Here is a 17615-nt window from a genome sequence, read left to right as displayed (position 1 = left end):
GCGGGTGCCACTACGCGGCCGCCCGCAACAGGTCTTTGGTCGCCACCGCTGGGGGCCGATCCGAGTCGGCCCTTCCGTCAGTCGGCGGCGTTGGCGGGCACGGGGACCTGGACGGTCCCTCCGGACCCGCGGTCGCTTTCCGGGCGCTCCGCTTCCGCGGCTGCCACGTCCGCATCCGCCTCGCCCGCGTCTTCCTCGTCCACGGCGGGGCGCTGCTTCGTCTCTTCCCTGAGTTCCACGATGGCGGCCTCGAAGTCCTCGAGCGAGTCGAACGCCCGGTACACGGACGCGAAGCGCAGATAGGCGACGAGGTCGAGTTCCTGCAACGGGCCGAGTATGGCCAGACCCACGTCGTGGGTGGTCAGCTCGGCGCTCCCGGTGGCCCGCACCGCCTCCTCGACCCGCTGGCCGAGCTGGGCGAGCGCGTCCTCGGTGACCGGCCGCCCCTGACACGCCTTGCGCACGCCATTGATGACCTTGGTACGACTGAAGGGTTCGGTCACGCCGGACCGCTTGACCACCATCAGCGAGCACGTCTCCACCGTCGTGAAACGACGGGAGCAGTCGGGGCACTGGCGGCGCCTGCGGATCGACGTGCCGTCATCGGTCGTACGGCTGTCGACGACACGGCTGTCGGGGTGCCTGCAGAAGGGGCAGTGCATGGCTCCAACCCTCCTTCACAGCACGACTCATAGACCTCGCGGGACCTCTCGGGCCCCTCGAAGCAGCCCCAAGCATAGGCGATGGCCGGAGGCTCGAAGACCCGGGGGACCACAACTTCTGGGCTGCTACAGCAATCCAACCACTAGATGTGGGGATCGACCCGTAAATTCACCCAGGACACGCGTGTCGCGCACGTAATGGCATGTGCCGCACGGCCATACCGATCCCGGACACACGGAGATACCGTGGTCAGCGCGCGGAAGGGGGCCGGTACCCGACTTACGGGGTGCCGGATGGCAGACTGGGCCGCGGCCCACATCTGTCGGCACGGTCATCGCCCTGGCGGTGAAGAGTACAGCAATGAGCCCTTTTGTCCGCCGGATGCATCGTTGGCTATACACCCAGACACATGATCACGACAGACAATCCGCGATTTTTCACTCGAACGTGTGTTTGGCGCAACCTTTCGAAAGCAACTACCGTTGTCCAGCAGGGAGACCATCGAGAGGGGCCGACGTGACCACCACCGCAGACAGTGCCACCATCACTGCCCAGGACCGCTCCCAGGGCCGACTCGAGCCGGTGCATGCGATGAACGAAGCCACGAATCATGAGGGGCCCAAGCGCTCCCTGCCAGGGCGACCTCCAGGCATCCGCGCCGACAGCTCGGGACTCACCGACAGGCAGCGCCGGGTGATCGAGGTCATCCGGGACTCCGTGCAGCGGCGCGGCTACCCGCCGTCGATGCGGGAGATCGGACAGGCGGTCGGCCTCTCCAGCACCTCGTCGGTCGCCCACCAGCTGATGGCACTGGAGCGCAAGGGCTTCCTGCGCCGCGATCCGCACCGTCCGCGGGCGTACGAGGTCCGGGGCTCCGACCAGTCCTCGGCACAGCCCACGGACACGGCGGGCAAGCCGGCCGCGTCGTACGTGCCGCTCGTCGGCCGTATCGCCGCCGGTGGCCCGATCCTGGCCGAGGAGTCGGTGGAGGACGTCTTCCCCCTCCCCCGGCAGCTGGTCGGTGACGGCGAGCTGTTCGTCCTGAAGGTCGTCGGCGACTCGATGATCGAGGCCGCCATCTGCGACGGGGACTGGGTGACGGTCCGGCGCCAGCCGGTCGCGGAGAACGGTGACATCGTGGCCGCGATGCTGGACGGCGAGGCCACGGTGAAGCGGTTCAAGCGTGAGGACGGCCATGTGTGGCTCCTCCCGCACAACGCCGCGTACCAGCCGATTCCCGGCGACGAGGCGACCATCCTGGGCAAGGTGGTGGCGGTGCTGCGGCGCGTGTGACGGCACACGCCGGGCGGGACACCCCGCCCCGCCCTTGACCGGGCCCCGGGACCACCTGCGCCGGTTCCGGGGCCCTGTGCGTTGCCCTCCGGGGGTCAGGCGGGGGAGTTGGCGGCGTGCGCGGTGTCCAGAGATGACCCGCCCCGACGAGACACGCCCCCGAGGGGATCTTGCTCCCGGGGGGCTTTTACTCGCTGGGGGCAGAAGAACCGTCCACAGGCTCCGAGGGAAATGCGCGGACGCCGAGCGATATGCGTAGGCGCCGGGCGACATGCCGGGCACCGGACGATGTGCGCGGGCGCCGAGCGATATGCGCGGGTGTCGGGCAATGCGCGCGGGCGCCGTCCGATACGGGCGGGCCCCGGTCGGCATGCTCGGGAGGCCAGCGACATGTGCGGGCGTCGTGCGGCATGCTCGGGTGTCGGGAGGGTCAGGGGCAGGATCGGGACGGAGATCCCGAGCCTGAGAGCACGCGCCGGCCCTGGGGCCGCCCGCAGGACCGGTAGGTCGGGTGTGGCCGTGTGGGTGGTGTTGTTTGGCCGACGGGGCATCCGAGGCGGAGCAACTCCGCCCGTAGGGGCACCGGGCAGGCCCGCCTTGGGCCAAGTGCGCGGGTTCCCTCAGCCTGTCGCCGGGAAGACCTACGCCTCGTCCGTCTCCCCCGCCCCCACCGTCTCCTCCGCCTTCCGGGCCGCCGCGTCGATCGCGGTGAGCGACCTGCGTACCTGGTTGCGGTCCGTGGTGTACCAGAAGTCGGGGAGGGACGCCTTGAGATAACTGCCGTAGCGCGCCGTCGCGAGGCGCTGGTCCAGTACGGCCACCACGCCCCGGTCACCCGTGGCCCGTACCAGGCGGCCGGCGCCCTGGGCCATCAGCAGCGCCGCGTGGGTCGCGGCGACGGCCATGAAGCCGTTGCCGCCGTTCTCCTCGACGGCCTTCTGGCGGGCGCTCATCAGCGGGTCGTCGGGGCGCGGGAAGGGGATCTTGTCCATGACGACGAGCTGGCAGCTGGGCCCGGGGACGTCGACACCCTGCCAGAGCGAGAGCGTGCCGAAGAGGCAGGTCTTGGGGTCGGCCGAGAAGTTCTTGATCAGCTCGCCGAGCGTCTCCTCGCCCTGCAGCAGGATGGGGTACTCGGGGATGCGCGAGCGCAGCTCCTCCGCAGCGAGCTGGGCGGCCCGCATCGAGGAGAACAACCCCAGCGTGCGACCCCCCGCGGCCTGGATCAGCTCGGTCAGCTCGTCCAGCATGTCCCCACGGTCGCCGTCGCGCGCGGGGCGGGACAGGTGCTTGGCCACGTACAGAATGCCCTGCTTGGGGTAGTCGAAGGGCGAGCCGACGTCGACGCCCTTCCACTGCGGGAGGTCATCGCCCTCGGTGCCCTCCGGGGCGAGTCCCAGCGACGCCCCCACTCCGTTGAAGTCACCACCGAGCTTCAGGGTGGCGGACGTCAGGACGACGGAACGGTCCGCGAAGAGCTTCTCCCTGAGGAGGCCGGAGACGGACATGGGGGCGACGCGGAGCGAGGCGCCGAAGCGGTCATGCCGCTCGTACCAGACGACGTCCCACTCGGAGCCGTTGGTGATCCGCTCCGCCACGTCGTGCACCGACTCCACCGAGGCGAGAGCCTGCTTGCGGACGGAGTCCTCGTCCTGGACGGACTTGTCGCGGGTGGAGCCGATCGCCGAGATCACCGTACGAGCGGCGTCGCGCAGTGCCATCAGCGCGTATCCGAGATCCTCCGGGATCTCCTCCAGGCGGCCCGGAAGCGCGAGCTCCATCAGCCGCTCGAAGCCCTCGGCGGCGGTCTGGAGCTGATCGGCCGCCTTCTCGTTGACAAGCTTCGCGGCGCGGCGCACCGCGCGGTTGACCTGGCCGGGCGTGAGCTCGCCGGTCGCGACACCGGTGACCCGGGAGACCAGCTCATGGGCCTCGTCGACGATCAGCACCTCGTGCTGCGGGAGGACCGGCGCGCCCTCGATGGCGTCGATCGCGAGCAGCGCGTGATTGGTGACGACGACCCCGGCGAGCTTGGCGCGCTCGCGGGCCATCTCGGCGAAGCACTCCGCTCCGTAGGCACATTTGGTGGCACCCAGGCACTCCCGGGACGAAACGGACACCTGAGCCCACGCGCGGTCGGAGACGCCGGGCGTGAGGTCGTCGCGGTCGCCGGTCTCGGTCTCGTCCGACCAGTCCCGCAGACGCAGCAGGTCCTGGCCCAGCTTGCTGGTGGGCGCGGCCGCCTCGAACTGGTCGAAGAGGCCGTCCTCCTCGTCCTGCGGCACTCCCTCGTGCAGCCGGTGCAGACACAAGTAGTTCGACCGGCCCTTGAGCATCGCGAACTCCGGGCGGCGGCGCAGCAGCGGGTGCAGCGCGTCGACGGTCCGCGGAAGATCACGTTCCACGAGCTGCCGCTGGAGCGCCAGGGTGGCGGTCGCCACGACCACCCGCTCCCCGTGGGCGAGCGCGGGCACGAGGTAGCCGAGCGACTTTCCGGTGCCGGTGCCCGCCTGGACCAGCAGGTGGGAGCTGTCGTCGATGGCACCCGCGACGGCTTCGGCCATGGTCACCTGGCCAGGGCGCTCCGTGCCGCCGACAGCAGTGACGGCAGCATGCAGGAGTTCGGGGAGTGAGGGCTCTGTCATAGCGTTGCCAGCCTACGGGGCGCCACTGACAATCGGGCGATCAAGGCCCGGCCTGCGGACGCGATCAAGACGAGAACGAGTACGGGGCGGATGATCAAGGCCGGTGGAGGGGGTTCGGGACCGTGCCGTGCACCGCGGCGTGCGGGCGCTCGGGACGGTCGCGGTAGCCGTCGAGGTGCAGTCGGTTGCGGTTGAGGCACAGGCGCTCGATACGCGGAGTGAGCAGGTCGAACATCTCGTAGCGCTCCTTGAGCTCGGGAAAGCGCGCCTGGTGGCGGACGATCTCCGCCCGGACGAGCGCCCAGAACTCGGCCTCCGGAACGCCCAGTTGTTCCTCGCAGAGCGGTGCGAGATAGCGGAAGACCCCCACGAAGAGCCCGGAGTGGATGAACTGGGTCAGGAACGCCGGCGGCTCGGTCAGCAGTACGTTCCGTACGTCGTCCGGCATGGTCGCGTGCTCGGGCAGGGGGTCCGCGCTCACGTTGACGTCGTCCACGAAGTCCTTCACCGCGAGGCGGACGGGGACGTCGTGGTCGTCGAAGACGACGATCGCGTTCTCTCCATGGGGGCTGAACACCGTGCCGTACCGATAGAGGAAGTGCAGCAGCGGCGGCAGGAGCGCGGCGAAGAGGCGACGGAGCCAGACGTTGGGGGCGAGGCCCGAGCGGGCGACGAGCTCCGCGGTGAAGGCGCGGCCGTCCGGGTCGGTGTGCAGGAGCGCGGCCAGGGTGCGCGCGCGTTCACCGGGCGCCAGATGGCGCGACACCGGCTCGCGCCAGATCGCGCCGAGCAACTCCTTGTACTGATAGGGCACTTCGGGGAGGGCGTCGTACACGGGGTGGTTCACGGTCACCGAGGCGACCTCGCCGAGCAGGATCACCCCGCAGGTGTCCCGCAAAAAGGGGTCGGCATCTCTCAGGGCGTGCATCCAGGCGGTGACGGCGGGCGCCGCGAGCGTGCGTTCCGTCGGCAGGCCGCGCCAGACCAGGGTGTTGAGCACGGACAGCGGCAGTTTCACCGTGTGCCGGTCGGGGTGCGAGACGTTGAGGAACGTACGAATCGACTGCTGCGGAAGCCGGAGGTCACCGTCGGAGGGCAGCGGCACGATCGCTCCCGCGGCCACGGAGGGCGCGAACAGCGGCAGCACGACGTCGTCCCACTGCCAGGGGTGCACGGGCAGATAGAGGTACGACTCCGGAGTGAGCCCACGCGCGCGTAGTACCCCGTCGAAGGACTCCCTCGTGGCGGGGGCGAGTTCGCGCGCGTAGAGCTGTTCGGCGGAGTGGAGGCTCGGGACGCCTCGGTAGGTGGCGAGCGTGGTGTGCACCGCAATCCAGGGAATCGGCGTCGCTCTGCGGGCCTCCGGTGCCCAGTCGGCGGCGTCCGTCGCGGAGAAGCCGAGGCGGCCCTTGTTCAGCACGATCCAGGGGTGGCCGGTCTGGTGGCCCTCCAGTTCGGCGTAGCCGAGGTCGGCCAGTTCGGCCACCGTACGGGCGTCGCGGTGGAGGCGGGCGTCCGCGGCGAGCGTCGTGCTCAGTTCACGGACCACGTGGCCGAGCGTCGCGCCGTCGATCTCCAGCGTGCCGCGGGCCCGGGTGAGGAAGCCGAGCGGGTCGGTGAAGGGGCACGGCTCAGCCCCCTCCTCGGTGAGGGTGAGCGAGGCGGGGTCGACGCGCCAGCTGTCGTACGAGGCGCGACGGGCGCGGAAGGAGAGGCTGCCGCCGGCGTCGAGGCGCAGGGCGTAGGGACGGAGGGTGTCGGTGTGCCCGGTGTTCTCGCGCCCGGTGTTCTCGCGCGGGGTGTCCCGGTACGGGGTGTCGTGGTGGGCGGAGGCGGGGCGTGGTGAGGGTCGCGAGGAGGCCGCTCCGGCGGAGGTATCGAGGCCGGTCGCCGGATTGTGCTCACTGCGGAGGGGGGCCACTTTTCCCTCCGCGCCCCGCCGAGCCTCCGAACCCGGCTCCGGCTCCGACCCCGAACCTGGCTCCGCCCCCGGATCCAGATCTGACTCCGGTTCCGGTCTGACGATCTCCTCGTGGGCGAACTCGCCGATCATTTTCGCGAGGAGTCGGCGGCCGACCTGGTCCCATCGGTCTTTGCGCAGCTCGGGCGGGTCGTACAAGGCGGGCAGCTCTCCGGATGCCGGGGTGGCGGATGGATGCGGCACGGGGACTCCTTGACAGGGAACCGGATCGGAACGAGCGGTGCGGTGAGGGCAGGGCGCTACAACAGATCGCGCAGGCTCCGGTCCCGGACCATGAGGGCGGCCCGTTTGCCGGGCAGGTCGACCTCGGCGGAGAACCGGAAGCCCGCGCTCAGGAAGGCGGCGACGGAGGGCATGTTGCGGAGGTCGGGTTCCGCGACGACGCGGGCGCAGGCCGGTCGCCTGTCCAGTACGAGGTCGGCGACGGCGCGGAGCAGGGCGGAGCCGAGGCCTCGTCCGCGGTTGGCGACACCGCCGACGAGGAGGTGAAGGCCGGTGTCGTGCGGGCGGGCGGGATAGTGACGGGCCAGGAGGTCGAGGTCCGCGCGGTAGATCTCCCAGTAGCTCATCGGGGCGCCGTCCAGCACGCCGAGGCAGGGCACACTGCGGCCGTCGCCGTCGAGCTGGCGGCGCAGATGTTCTTCCGCGACCGACTCGGGCCCTGCCAGCTCCCAGAACTCCGCGACGGCGGGGTCGTTCATCCAGCGGGAGACGAGCGGGAGATCACGCTCCACTCGGACGGGGACCAGGTGGAAGGTGCCCACGGGAGTGGCGATCGGGCCCCAGCCACCGATGCGGTCGAGCAGGTCGTCTCCCCCGGCCGACTCGACCTCGGAGCCGAGGAGCGCGAGGAGCTCGTCGGGCAGGCGCAGGTCGAGGGTGTCCTCGTTGTCCGTGCCCGGCCCGGGGCCCGGGTCGGTGCCGAGGTCGGTGACGGGGGCGGTACCGGCGTCGGTGCTCGCATCGGTGGGAGGCACGGCGACGCTCCTCTCAGGAGACGGGGTGGGACATGTTCCTCAGGGCCGGCAGGGGGTTGGCGAGGATGGCTTCGTCAGGAATGGCAGGGGGTCGGTGAGGGCGGCTTCGTCAGGAATGGCAGGGCGTCGGTGAGGGCGGCTTCCTCAGGAATGGAGCGGGTTGTCGAGGGTGACGTAGACGGACTGGGTGTCGACCGGGCCGACGAGTTCGTCGAGGCCGTGCAGCCGGGTCAGCAGGTTGGCCTTGCAGCGCAGGACGGGCGAGTCGAGGAGGTGGGCGGGCAGGGGCGTACGCAGTCGGGCCGGGCCGTAGGCCACGTCGGTGAGGAAACGGCGGAAGGCGGCGAGCAGCAGTTGTTCGTCGGCGAGGTGCTGGGAGCCGAACGCGCCGATGAGGCCGAGCACGTTGTTGATCGCCAGGTAGTAGGCGAAGCGTTCGTCGGTGACCTCGTCGGAGACGAAGGTGTCGCTGTGTTCGCCGATGCCGGGCAGCCGGGCGTCCAGCTCGGCGCGCCGGGACGCGCGGAAGTAGTAACCCTGGTTGTCGCGGTAGCGGCCACCCGTGGGCCAGCCCTCGGGGTCCAGCAGGAGCAGGGTGTTCTGCTGGTGTGCTTCCAGCGCGATGCCCGCCTCGCTGTCGAGCCAGAGCACGGGGCGTACGACGTGCTCGAGGTAGCGCAGGAACCACTCGGCGGCGACGGCGCCACGGGGCCTGCTGGTGCGTCCGGCGAGGCGGGTGACGATCTCGGCGAGCCGGGATCGCATCACGGGCCGGTCCTCGGATCCGCTGCGTGCGCCGGGTCGGGCGTGGGGCCGGGGAGAGACGAGCCCCGCGACACAGCCGGCGTCGTCGGTCGGCCCGAACGGGTTGTGGCGGATCATCACGTCGAGCCCGGCCAGGGGGGTGCCGTCCGGGGCGTTGACGGCGAGCCAGGCCGGGTCGCGGACGATGTCGAAGCCCGGGTGGGCGGACTGCCACTGCTTGGACAGGCCGCCGCGCAGCAGACGGTGGACCTCCACGCCGCGGTGGAGCTCCTTGCGGAGGTTCTCACGGCGGGAGTTGGTGATGCGCAGGCCCAGCGACTGCTTGAGCATCGCGGGGGCGCCGGAGCGGTAGAGGGTGCGGACGGAGGAGGTCGGATGCCAGGCGGAGCCGTGCGGGCCGAGGTCCCGGAGCAGTCCGGCGTCGAGCAGGGCCGCGGTCTCGGGTCGGTGCCGGACGTCGGCCAGCTGCCAGGGGTGCAGCGGCAGGGCGGCGTACCCGTCGGGCAGGGACAGCCCGGCTCCGGCCAGCCGCGCGGTGATCTGCTGCGCGGGGACGGGTCGGCCGCGCTCCGTCCACGCCGAGTCGGCCGCCAGGACCGCGGGGGCGACCGCCATCCAGTGCAGCGGGAAGGAGCCGCGCAACTCGGGTGAGTACAGCCGCGCTTCGGCGTCGGAGAGCCCTTCCCGGCTCTTCGGGGTGGGGTGCCACGGGTGCCCCAGCACGAGTGCTTGTTCGGCGGCGAGGAAGAAGTCGGGGGTGTCGGCGGGCCGTTCCCTGCGGTCGTTGATGAACACGACGGTCCGCCGCACCGAGTCGGCGACACGGCCGACCAGGTCGGCACCGTCCCCGGCGGGGCCGGTTTCGGAAACGGGCGTCGACGTCACCTCGGCCGTGCTCGTCGTCCCCTGGCCCATCGCCGCCTGGCGCGCGAGCAGCGCCGCCACGGTGACGGCGTCGGCGGGCGGTGCACCCTCGGGAGCGTCGGCGAGGTGCGGGAGGCCGAAGCGGTGCCAGCCGGTCGGGGACCAGTGGTGGACCGGCGTCAGGAGGGAGGTGCCGCTGGCCGGGAGGGGGATGCGGAGGGTGCCGTCGGTGGGGGCGGGCAGGTTGTTCTCCCGTACCCAGCAGCGCAACAGGTTCTCGACCGCCGCCGCCTGGGCCGCGGTGTGGGCGGCGGGGTGCTCCAGCAGGTCGGCGGTGGCGCCGCGCAGCCGCTCGGTCTCCCGGGCCCCTCCCTTCTGCCGGGGGACCGCGTCGGCTCCCGGAGCCGGGGGGGTCTGCGTGCCACAGGCCGCTCGCTCGTGGGTGTCGGGACGGCCGTCGGGTGTGGGGGTGGCGTTCAAGAGAGTTCCTCGGGGTCGTTCAGGCTCGTGCGGCGACGAACCGGGGCGGTACTGGCGTGCGTGGGGCGTGGGGCGTTCCAGGTCGGTCCGGGTGGGCGGACGGTGGTCCGGTCGAGTGGGGGGCAAGTGGGGCGGTCCGAATGGGGTGGTCCGAGTGGGGTGGTCCGAGTGGGGTGGTCCGAGTGGGGTGGTCCGAGTGGGGTGGTCCGAGTGGGGTCTGCGTCCCGCCCGGGCGCGGGGCCCGTCGAGGGGACCGCCATAGGGGCCGCCCGCGGCGGTCGCAGGCCCTATCCGGCGTGCTCACCGGACGCGGAACCCCGACCGTGCCCGGCCGCCCCGCCCAGTCCCGCTCGCGCCGCAGCCACCGTCGCCACCGCGTCCGCCAGTCGATCGAGCACCGCGGTCGCCTGTTCGTCGCTGATCGTCAAGGGCGGGAGGAGTCGCACCACGCTCGCGCGGCGCCCGCCCAGCTCCACGATCAGACCGCGGCGCAGGCACTCGCGCTGCACGGCGGCGGCGAGTTCGGGGGCGGCGGGCCGGGGGCCGTCGGTGGGGGTGTCCGGGGCTGTCTCGGGATCCACCAGCTCGACGCCGATCATCAACCCGCGGCCCCGTACGTCACCGATGCACGGGAACTCCTCGGCGAGTCCGCGGAGTTGAGCGAGCATGCGGGAGCCCAGGGTCGCCGCGCGCTCGGCCAGTCCGTTCTCGCGGACGTACGCGAGGGTCGCCGTGCCCGCGGCCATGGCCAGTTGGTTGCCGCGGAACGTGCCCGCGTGGGCGCCCGGTTGCCAGACGTCGAGGTCGTCGCGGTAGACGACGACGGCCAGCGGCAGACTGCCTCCGATGGCCTTGGACAGAACCATCACGTCCGGGGTGATCCCGCTGTGTTCCACGGCCCAGAAGGCTCCGGTGCGCCCGACGCCGGTCTGGACCTCGTCCGCGATCAGGGGAATGGAGCGCGCCGCGGTGATCTCGCGCATCCGGCGCATCCAGTCGTCGGGCGCGGGAATCACCCCGCCCTCGCCCTGGACGGGTTCGAGGATCATCCCGGCGGGGCGTGGCACGCCGGACTTGGTGTCGTCGAGCAGGGACTCGGTCCAGCGCGCGGCGAGTTCGGCACCCCGCTCACCGCCGATGCCGAACGGGCAGCGGTAGTCCTGGGGGTAGGGCAGGCGCGCGACCCGTACCTCGGTCGCGCCCCCGGATGCTTCGAGCGCCCCCGCGGTCATCCCGTGATAGGCACCGGTGAAGGCGAGCATTCCGGTGCGTCCGGTCGCCGCGCGCACCAGTTTGAACGCGGCCTCGACGGCGTCCGTCCCAGCGGGCCCGCAGAACTGCACCCGCGCGCGGGCGGCGAACTCCGGGGGCAGCGTGCGGAACAGCTCGGTGGTGAAGGCGTCCTTGACGGGTGTGGCCAGGTCGAGGACGTGCAGTGGCGCCCCGGAGTCGAGGACTTTTCTGATCGCCTCCAGGACCACCGGGTGGTTGTGTCCCAGGGCCAGGGTGCCCGCGCCGGAGAGACAGTCGAGGTAGCGGCGCCCGTCCGCGCCCTCGATGGTCAGCCCCCGCGCCCGCACGGGGACGATCGGCAGGGCGCGCGCGTAGGTGCGGGCCGCCGACTCGCGCGCCGACTGACGCCGCAGAATCCCCTCGTGCGCCGCGCGCGCCCCCTCGGACACTCCGGGCACCGTCTCTCGCACCCTCTCGGACACTCCGGAAACGACCTCCCGCGTCTCCTCGGGCTCGCGCCCCACCGGTACCACCGCAGACTCGGTCACGGCCACGACTTCAGGTCCTCCCGCTGTCCAGAGGCGAGTTGGCAGGGGGCTCTGAGCGCAGGCGGCAGGCCCCCGTACGTACCAACGACGCGACTGGCTCGGGGAAGCGGGTGGGTCGAAGATCCTTGCCGTGACGGAACCGTTGCCGTTCCGTGGGATGTCCCCCACAGCGAGCGCATAGTGTGTGGTGCCGTTCAGAACACCGAACGATGCACCTGTGTCCCGTACCGAGGGACTTCGGATCGGCGGATCCTGACAGGTTCTCTTACGTCCAGGGGGAGTTACACCATGCGATCCATACGCCCGCCCTTCGCCGCTCGTCGAGGGAGGAGCGCGCGCCGCAGAACCTCCCCCGTACTGGCCGCCGTCGGCCTGACGGCGGCGCTGGCGCTGACCGCCACCGCCTGCGACTCGGGCAACAGCAACGCGAGCGGCCAGGCCGGCGCGTCGGCGTCCCAGAGTGGCGACGACAAGATCAAGATCCCGGACGACATCAAGAACAAGCTCAAAGAGCACGGGATCGACATCGACAAGTGGAAGAACGGCGCCTGGAAGAACTGGAACAAGGACGACTGGCTGCGCGAGGCCAACGACTTCGTCAACCCCATCATCAAGGGGCTGTGGGACCCGGACCGGATGCGCGGCGCCAACGACCCGGACAAGAACAAGGGCGTCGACGAGAACGACCTCTCCGGTGACCAGGGCGTCACCGACGCCACTCCGGCGCCCGTGTCGGCGAAGGCCGTGAGCGCCGCCTACCACGACAACGTGCCCGAGGCGGGCAAGGTGTTCTTCGACTCCCCCGAGGGCACGATGGTCTGCTCGGCGACCGTGGTCGAGGACCCCGCGCACCCGGGCAAGTCGAACCTCGTGTGGACCGCGGGCCACTGTGTGCACGCCGGCAAGAAGGGCGGCTGGTACCGCAACATCGCCTTCGTGCCCTCGTACAACAACGCCGGCAGGACGTCCGCCCAGCTGCAGAACGCGGCGCGGACGGAGGTCGCTCCGTACGGTGTCTGGTGGAGCGACTGGGCGCAGACCTCGGACCAGTGGATCGCGCAGGGCGGCTCCACCGGCGGCCAGGGCGCGTCGTACGACTACGCGGTCCTGCATGTGACGCCGGAGAAGGGCAGCAACGGCAAGTCGCTTGAGGAGACGGTCGGTTCGGCGCTCCCGGTGAACTTCAACGCTCCGGCCGTACCCAAGGTCGCGAGCATCACGGCGACCGGTTACCCGGCGGCGGCGCCGTTCGACGGGCAGAAGCTGTACCAGTGCACCGACAGGCCCGGCCGTCTGTCGATCGCCAAGGCGGACCCGACGATGTACCGCATCGGGTGCACCATGACCGGTGGTTCGTCCGGCGGCGGCTGGGTGGCGACCGGGTCGGACGGCAAGCCCGCCCTGGTGTCCAACACCTCGATCGGCCCGGTCAGCGCGGGCTGGCTGGCCGGTCCGCACCTGGGTGCGGTCGCCAAGGGTGTGTACGACTCGGTGAGCAAGAAATTCGCGAGCCAGTGAGACAAGGGACCAGTGAGACAAGGGACCAGTGGGACAAGGGACCAGTGAGGCAAGGGGTCAGTGGGACCACGGGCCCGTGAGACGACGATGCGCAGGCCGGTGACCTGACGGGCCTGACAGGAATCGCCCACGGGCCGCACGGGCGGCGGTGGGGTGGCGCACGGAAACCTTCACCACTCCACCGCCGTACGCCCCCAATGGCCCGGGCGCCACCGCCTGCAACTCGGGCGACGACAAGGCGAGCGGGCCCAGCGCCTCCTCGTCGCGGAACGGCGACGACAAGATCAGGATCCCGGACGCCGTCAGGAGCAAGCTCAAAGAGCACGGCATCGACATCGACCAGTGGAAGAACGGCGCCTGGAAGAACTGGGACAAGGACAAGTGGCTCAGTGAGGCCAAGGACTTCGTCAACCCGGTGATCGCGGGGCTGTGGAAGCCCGAGCGCATGAAGTCCGCCAAGGACCCGGACAAGACGATCTCGGCGAAGGACGCGGCGGCCGACCAGGGCGTCAGCGACCCGGAGCCGGCGCCGGTCGAGGCCACGGCGGAGAAGGCCCCGTACCACGACCACGCCGCCCCGGTCGGGAAGGTCTTCTTCGACTCCCCCAAGGGCTCGATGGTCTGCTCCGGGACCGTCGTCAAGGACGTCAACCACCCGGGCAAGTCCAACCTGGTGTGGACGGCGGGCCACTGTGTGCACGCCGGCGGCAAGGGCGGCTGGTACCGCAACATCGCCTTCGTGCCCGCGTACAACGACCAGGGCAGGTCCGAGTCCGAGCTGAGGAACGCCTCCGCCGCGCAGATCGCGCCGTACGGCGAGTGGTGGGCCGACTGGGCCTCCACCTCGAACGAGTGGATCGCGGGCGGCGACGAGACGGGCGGCGCGGGCGCCCCGTACGACTACGCGCTCCTGCACGTGAAGTCGGCGCAGGGCTCGAAGTCTCTGGAGGAGACGGTCGGCAACGCGCTGGACGTGGACTTCTCGGCGCCCTCCGCCCGGGACGTCAGCACCATGGGCGCCTGGGGATACCCGGCCGCGCCGCCGTACAACGGTCTGAAGATGTTCACGTGCGTCGACCGGCCGGGGCGGCTGTCGCTGAGCCCGAGCCTGCCGACGATGTACCGCATCGGCTGCACGATGACCGGCGGTTCCTCCGGCGGCGGCTGGTTCAGGGTCGTCGGCGGCAAGACCGAGCTGGTCTCGAACACCTCGATCGGCCCGGCCGACAACACCTGGCTCGCGGGGCCGCAGCTCGGCAGGGGCGCGCAGGCGCTCTACGAGAACATGAGCAAGCGGTTCGGCGGACAGTAGGCGCCGCGCTCACCCGGCCACGGCGAAGGCCCGCCCCCTGCGAGAGGGTGCGGGCCTTCGTACGTCGTCCCTGCGGAAGCGGGCGGCTAGAGCGCGACGGGCGCCGGAACGTACGGCGCGAGGTCGGCCGCCAGTTCCTCGTGCACCCGCACCTTGAGCAGGGTGCCCTCCGGGGTGTGCTCCTCGGAGATCACCTCGCCCTCGGAGTGGGCGCGCGCGACCAGCCTGCCGTGCGTGTACGGCACGAGCGCCTCGATCTCGACCGAGGGGCGGGGCAGCTCGTTGTCGATGAGCGCGAGCAGCTGGTCCATGTTCATCCCGGTGCGGGCCGAGACCGCGATGGAACGCTTCTCGATCCGCATCAGCCGCTGGAGGACCAGCGGGTCGGCCGCGTCCGCCTTGTTGATCACCACGATCTCGGGCACGTCCGTCGCGCCGACGTCGCGGATGACCTCGCGCACGGCGGCCAGCTGCTCCTCCGGCGCCGGGTGCGAGCCGTCCACCACGTGCAGGATCAGGTCGGAGTCGCCGACCTCCTCCATCGTGGAGCGGAACGCCTCGACGAGGTGGTGCGGCAGGTGACGTACGAACCCGACCGTGTCGGCCAGGGTGTACAGCCGCCCGCTCGGGGTCTCGGCCCGGCGCACGGTCGGGTCGAGGGTCGCGAACAGCGCGTTCTCGACGAGCACGCCCGCGCCGGTGAGGCGGTTGAGCAGGGAGGACTTGCCCGCGTTGGTGTAGCCGGCGATGGCGACCGAGGGCACCTTGTTCCTGCGGCGCTCCTGGCGCTTGATCTCGCGGCCGGTCTTCATGTCCGCGATCTCCCGGCGCATCTTCGCCATCTTCTCGCGGATACGACGCCGGTCCGTCTCGATCTTGGTCTCACCGGGACCACGGGTGGCGAGGCCGCCGCCCTTGCCGCCGCCCATCTGACGGGACAGCGACTGACCCCAGCCGCGCAGCCTCGGCAGCATGTACTGCATCTGCGCGAGCGCGACCTGCGCCTTGCCCTCTCGGGACTTGGCGTGCTGGGCGAAGATGTCGAGGATCAGTGCCGTACGGTCGATGACCTTGACCTTGACGACGTCCTCGAGGTGGATCAGCTGGCCGGGGCTCAGCTCACCGTCGCAGATCACGGTGTCGGCGCCGGTCTCCAGGACGATGTCCCGCAGCTCGTTGGCCTTGCCGGATCCGATGTACGTGGCCGCGTCGGGCTTGTCCCGGCGCTGGACGACGCCGTCGAGCACGAGCGCACCCGCGGTCTCCGCGAGGGCTGCCAGCTCGGCGAGCGAGTTGTCCGCGTCCTGAATCGTTCCCGTGGTCCACACACCGACGAGGACGACGCGCTCCAGACGGAGCTGTCGGTACTCGACCTCGGTGACGTCCTCGAGCTCGGTGGAGAGGCCCGCCACACGGCGCAGGGCCGCGCGCTCGGAGCGATCGAACTGTTCGCCGTCCCGCTCTCCGTCGATCTCGTGGCTCCAGGCGACGTCCTCTTCCATCAGGGCATCGGCCCGAAGACCTTCGGGGTAGTTCTGCGCGAGGCTCTGCGCGTCCTGGGAAGGGGAAGAAGAGGAGGTCATTGGATCCTTACGTCGATGGGGACACCGATACGTCACTGGTGGTATCGATGGCGTCACTGGTGAAACCTGTTCGGCGACGGACACCGCCCGTCACAAGCAAGAACGTCCGGGACCACCGGGAGATTCCCGGATTCCGCCGGGCCAACCCTCCGCGGGGCCGCGCCGCCGACCTGAAGATGGTCGCACGGCACGTCCCGTCTCGTCATCCGAGTTCTCAGGCGCCCTTACGTGCCTTCGGGGCGTCGCTCTTCCAGTCCGGGTGACCGGGCATCGGCGGCGTCTTCGTGCCGTGGAGCCAGGCCCGGAAGAACCCGCTCAGGTCACGGTTCGCGAGGTCGGACGCGAGCCGCTCGAAGTCCGCGGTGGTGGCCGTGCCGTCCCGATGGAGGGCGACCCAGGTGCGCTCCAGGCGCTCGAAGGTGGGGTGTCCGATCTCCTGGCGCAGCGCGTACAGGGCGAGCGCGGCCCCGTCGTAGACGCTCGGCCGGAAGATGCTGATCTTCCGTCCCGGAGCGGGCTCCTTGGGCGCCGCGGGCGGACCTCCGGCGGCCCGCCAGGAGTCGGAGGCGCGGTAGGCCGTCTTCATACGGGTCTCCATGGGCTTGTCCGCCTTCTCCTCGGCGTACAGGGCCTCGTACCAGGTCGCGTGGCCCTCGTTGAGCCACAGGTCGGACCAGACGCGGGGGCTGACGCTGTCGCCGAACCACTGGTGCGACAGCTCGTGCACCATGATCGACTCGACGTACCACTTGGGCAGCGCGGGCTCCGTGAAGAGCTCTCTCTCGAAGAGAGAGAGTGTCTGTGTCTCCAACTCGAAGCCGGTCTGCGCCTGGGCCATCAGCAGCCCGTAGGTCTCGAAGGGGTACGGGCCGACCTTGCTCTCCATCCAGGCGATCTGGTCGGGCGTCTTCTTGAGCCACGGTTCGAGCAGCTCGCGGTCCTTGGTGGGCACGACGTCGCGGAGCGGCAGGCCGTGCGGACCCTCGCGGTGCGCCACGCTGGAGCGGCCGATGGACACCTGGGTGAGCTCCGTGGCCATGGGGTGCCTGGTGCGGTACGTCCACGTGGTAGACCCGCCGGCCCGGTGCACCCCGGCGGGCAGGCCGTTGGCCACGGCGGTGTACCCGTCGGGCGCGGTGACGTGGATGGTGAACATCGCCTTGTCCGAGGGGTGGTCGTTGCACGGGAAGACCATGTGCGCGGCGTCGGCCTGGTTGGCCATGGCGAGGCCGTCCTTCGTCCGCACCCAGCCGCCGTCCCCGTTCCCGGTGGTGACCGGATCGCTCGAGTGCCGCACGGTGATCCGCATCCAGCCGCCCGCGGGTACCGGCTCCCCGGGCGTCACCACCAGGTCCTCCCCGGCGCTCGTGAACGTCGCCGGCGCGCCGTTGACCTCGACCGATTCCACCGTGCCGTGCGTGTAGTCCAGATTGACGCGCTCGAGCCGCTGGGACGTCACGGCGTCGATCGTGGTGACGGCCGCCAGCGGTTTGTCGTTGACGCCGGGGTAGGTGAAGGAGAGGTCGTACGACTTGACGTCGTACCCGGGATTGCCCAGGTGCGGGAAGAGGCGGTCACCGATACCTAGGGGCGTGGCCGGGGACGGGGCGCTCGCGGCGACGAGACAGACCGAGACGGCGGAGGCGAGGAGCGCCCCCTGGATACGACGTTTCCTGGTGCGGGGGGTGAGCAGCATGGACCACGGCTACCAGCGCGCACCCGCCCCGCGGCGACGACTCGCACCGGGCCCACC

The 17615-nt window shown here is 70.9% G+C and carries 11 protein-coding genes; 3 read left to right on the top strand and 8 right to left on the bottom strand.

Annotated elements, in window-relative coordinates:
- Nucleotides 1-77 precede the first annotated feature (77 nt).
- Nucleotides 78-662: a transcriptional regulator NrdR gene (gene nrdR, locus FNV62_RS36995; RefSeq protein ID WP_143628387.1), complete on the bottom strand. Its 585-nt coding sequence runs from the start codon at nt 660-662 to the stop codon at nt 78-80.
- Nucleotides 663-1179: 517 nt separating this feature from the next.
- Here nrdR and lexA point away from each other — a divergent pair.
- Nucleotides 1180-1956, top strand: a complete 777-nt coding sequence (gene lexA, locus FNV62_RS36990) for a transcriptional repressor LexA (RefSeq protein WP_054229877.1) — start codon at nt 1180-1182, stop codon at nt 1954-1956.
- Nucleotides 1957-2597: 641 nt separating this feature from the next.
- Here the strand turns inward: lexA and FNV62_RS36985 are convergent.
- The 5 genes from FNV62_RS36985 to FNV62_RS36965 form a co-directional block, all read right to left on the bottom strand.
- Nucleotides 2598-4601, bottom strand: coding sequence for an ATP-dependent DNA helicase (locus FNV62_RS36985; protein WP_143628386.1), 2004 nt, complete (start codon nt 4599-4601; stop codon nt 2598-2600).
- 94 nt (nt 4602-4695) lie between these two features.
- Complete coding sequence (locus FNV62_RS36980; RefSeq protein ID WP_225900490.1) at nt 4696-6765, bottom strand: IucA/IucC family protein; 2070 nt, start codon at nt 6763-6765, stop codon at nt 4696-4698.
- 56 nt (nt 6766-6821) lie between these two features.
- Nucleotides 6822-7559, bottom strand: coding sequence for a GNAT family N-acetyltransferase (locus FNV62_RS36975; RefSeq protein WP_097286514.1), 738 nt, complete (start codon nt 7557-7559; stop codon nt 6822-6824).
- Nucleotides 7560-7703: 144 nt separating this feature from the next.
- Nucleotides 7704-9668, bottom strand: a complete 1965-nt coding sequence (locus FNV62_RS36970; protein WP_143628384.1) for an IucA/IucC family protein — start codon at nt 9666-9668, stop codon at nt 7704-7706.
- A 287-nt stretch (nt 9669-9955) separates the two neighbouring features.
- A complete protein-coding gene (locus FNV62_RS36965) occupies nt 9956-11455 on the bottom strand; it encodes a diaminobutyrate--2-oxoglutarate transaminase family protein (protein WP_382142984.1) in 1500 nt (499 codons plus the stop codon).
- A 282-nt stretch (nt 11456-11737) separates the two neighbouring features.
- Between FNV62_RS36965 and FNV62_RS36960 the strand changes: the two genes are divergently transcribed.
- Both FNV62_RS36960 and FNV62_RS36955 read left to right on the top strand, forming a co-directional pair.
- On the top strand, nt 11738-12967 hold the full coding sequence (locus FNV62_RS36960; RefSeq protein ID WP_143609379.1) for a trypsin-like serine peptidase: 1230 nt from the start codon (nt 11738-11740) through the stop codon (nt 12965-12967).
- Between the two features lie 148 nt (nt 12968-13115).
- Complete coding sequence (locus FNV62_RS36955) at nt 13116-14279, top strand: trypsin-like serine peptidase (RefSeq protein WP_143609378.1); 1164 nt, start codon at nt 13116-13118, stop codon at nt 14277-14279.
- Between the two features lie 86 nt (nt 14280-14365).
- Here the strand turns inward: FNV62_RS36955 and hflX are convergent, their stop codons facing one another.
- A complete protein-coding gene (gene hflX, locus FNV62_RS36950) occupies nt 14366-15862 on the bottom strand; it encodes a GTPase HflX (RefSeq protein WP_054229870.1) in 1497 nt (498 codons plus the stop codon).
- A gap of 214 nt (nt 15863-16076) precedes the next feature.
- On the bottom strand, nt 16077-17558 hold the full coding sequence (locus FNV62_RS36945) for a M1 family metallopeptidase (protein WP_143603127.1): 1482 nt from the start codon (nt 17556-17558) through the stop codon (nt 16077-16079).
- Nucleotides 17559-17615: the final 57 nt, after the last annotated feature.

This window comes from Streptomyces sp. RLB3-17 (assembly GCF_007113425.2).
Taxonomy (GTDB): domain Bacteria; phylum Actinomycetota; class Actinomycetes; order Streptomycetales; family Streptomycetaceae; genus Streptomyces; species Streptomyces mirabilis_D.
Note: the sequence above shows the minus strand (reverse complement) of the source record. Positions and strands in the feature narration are given on the sequence as shown.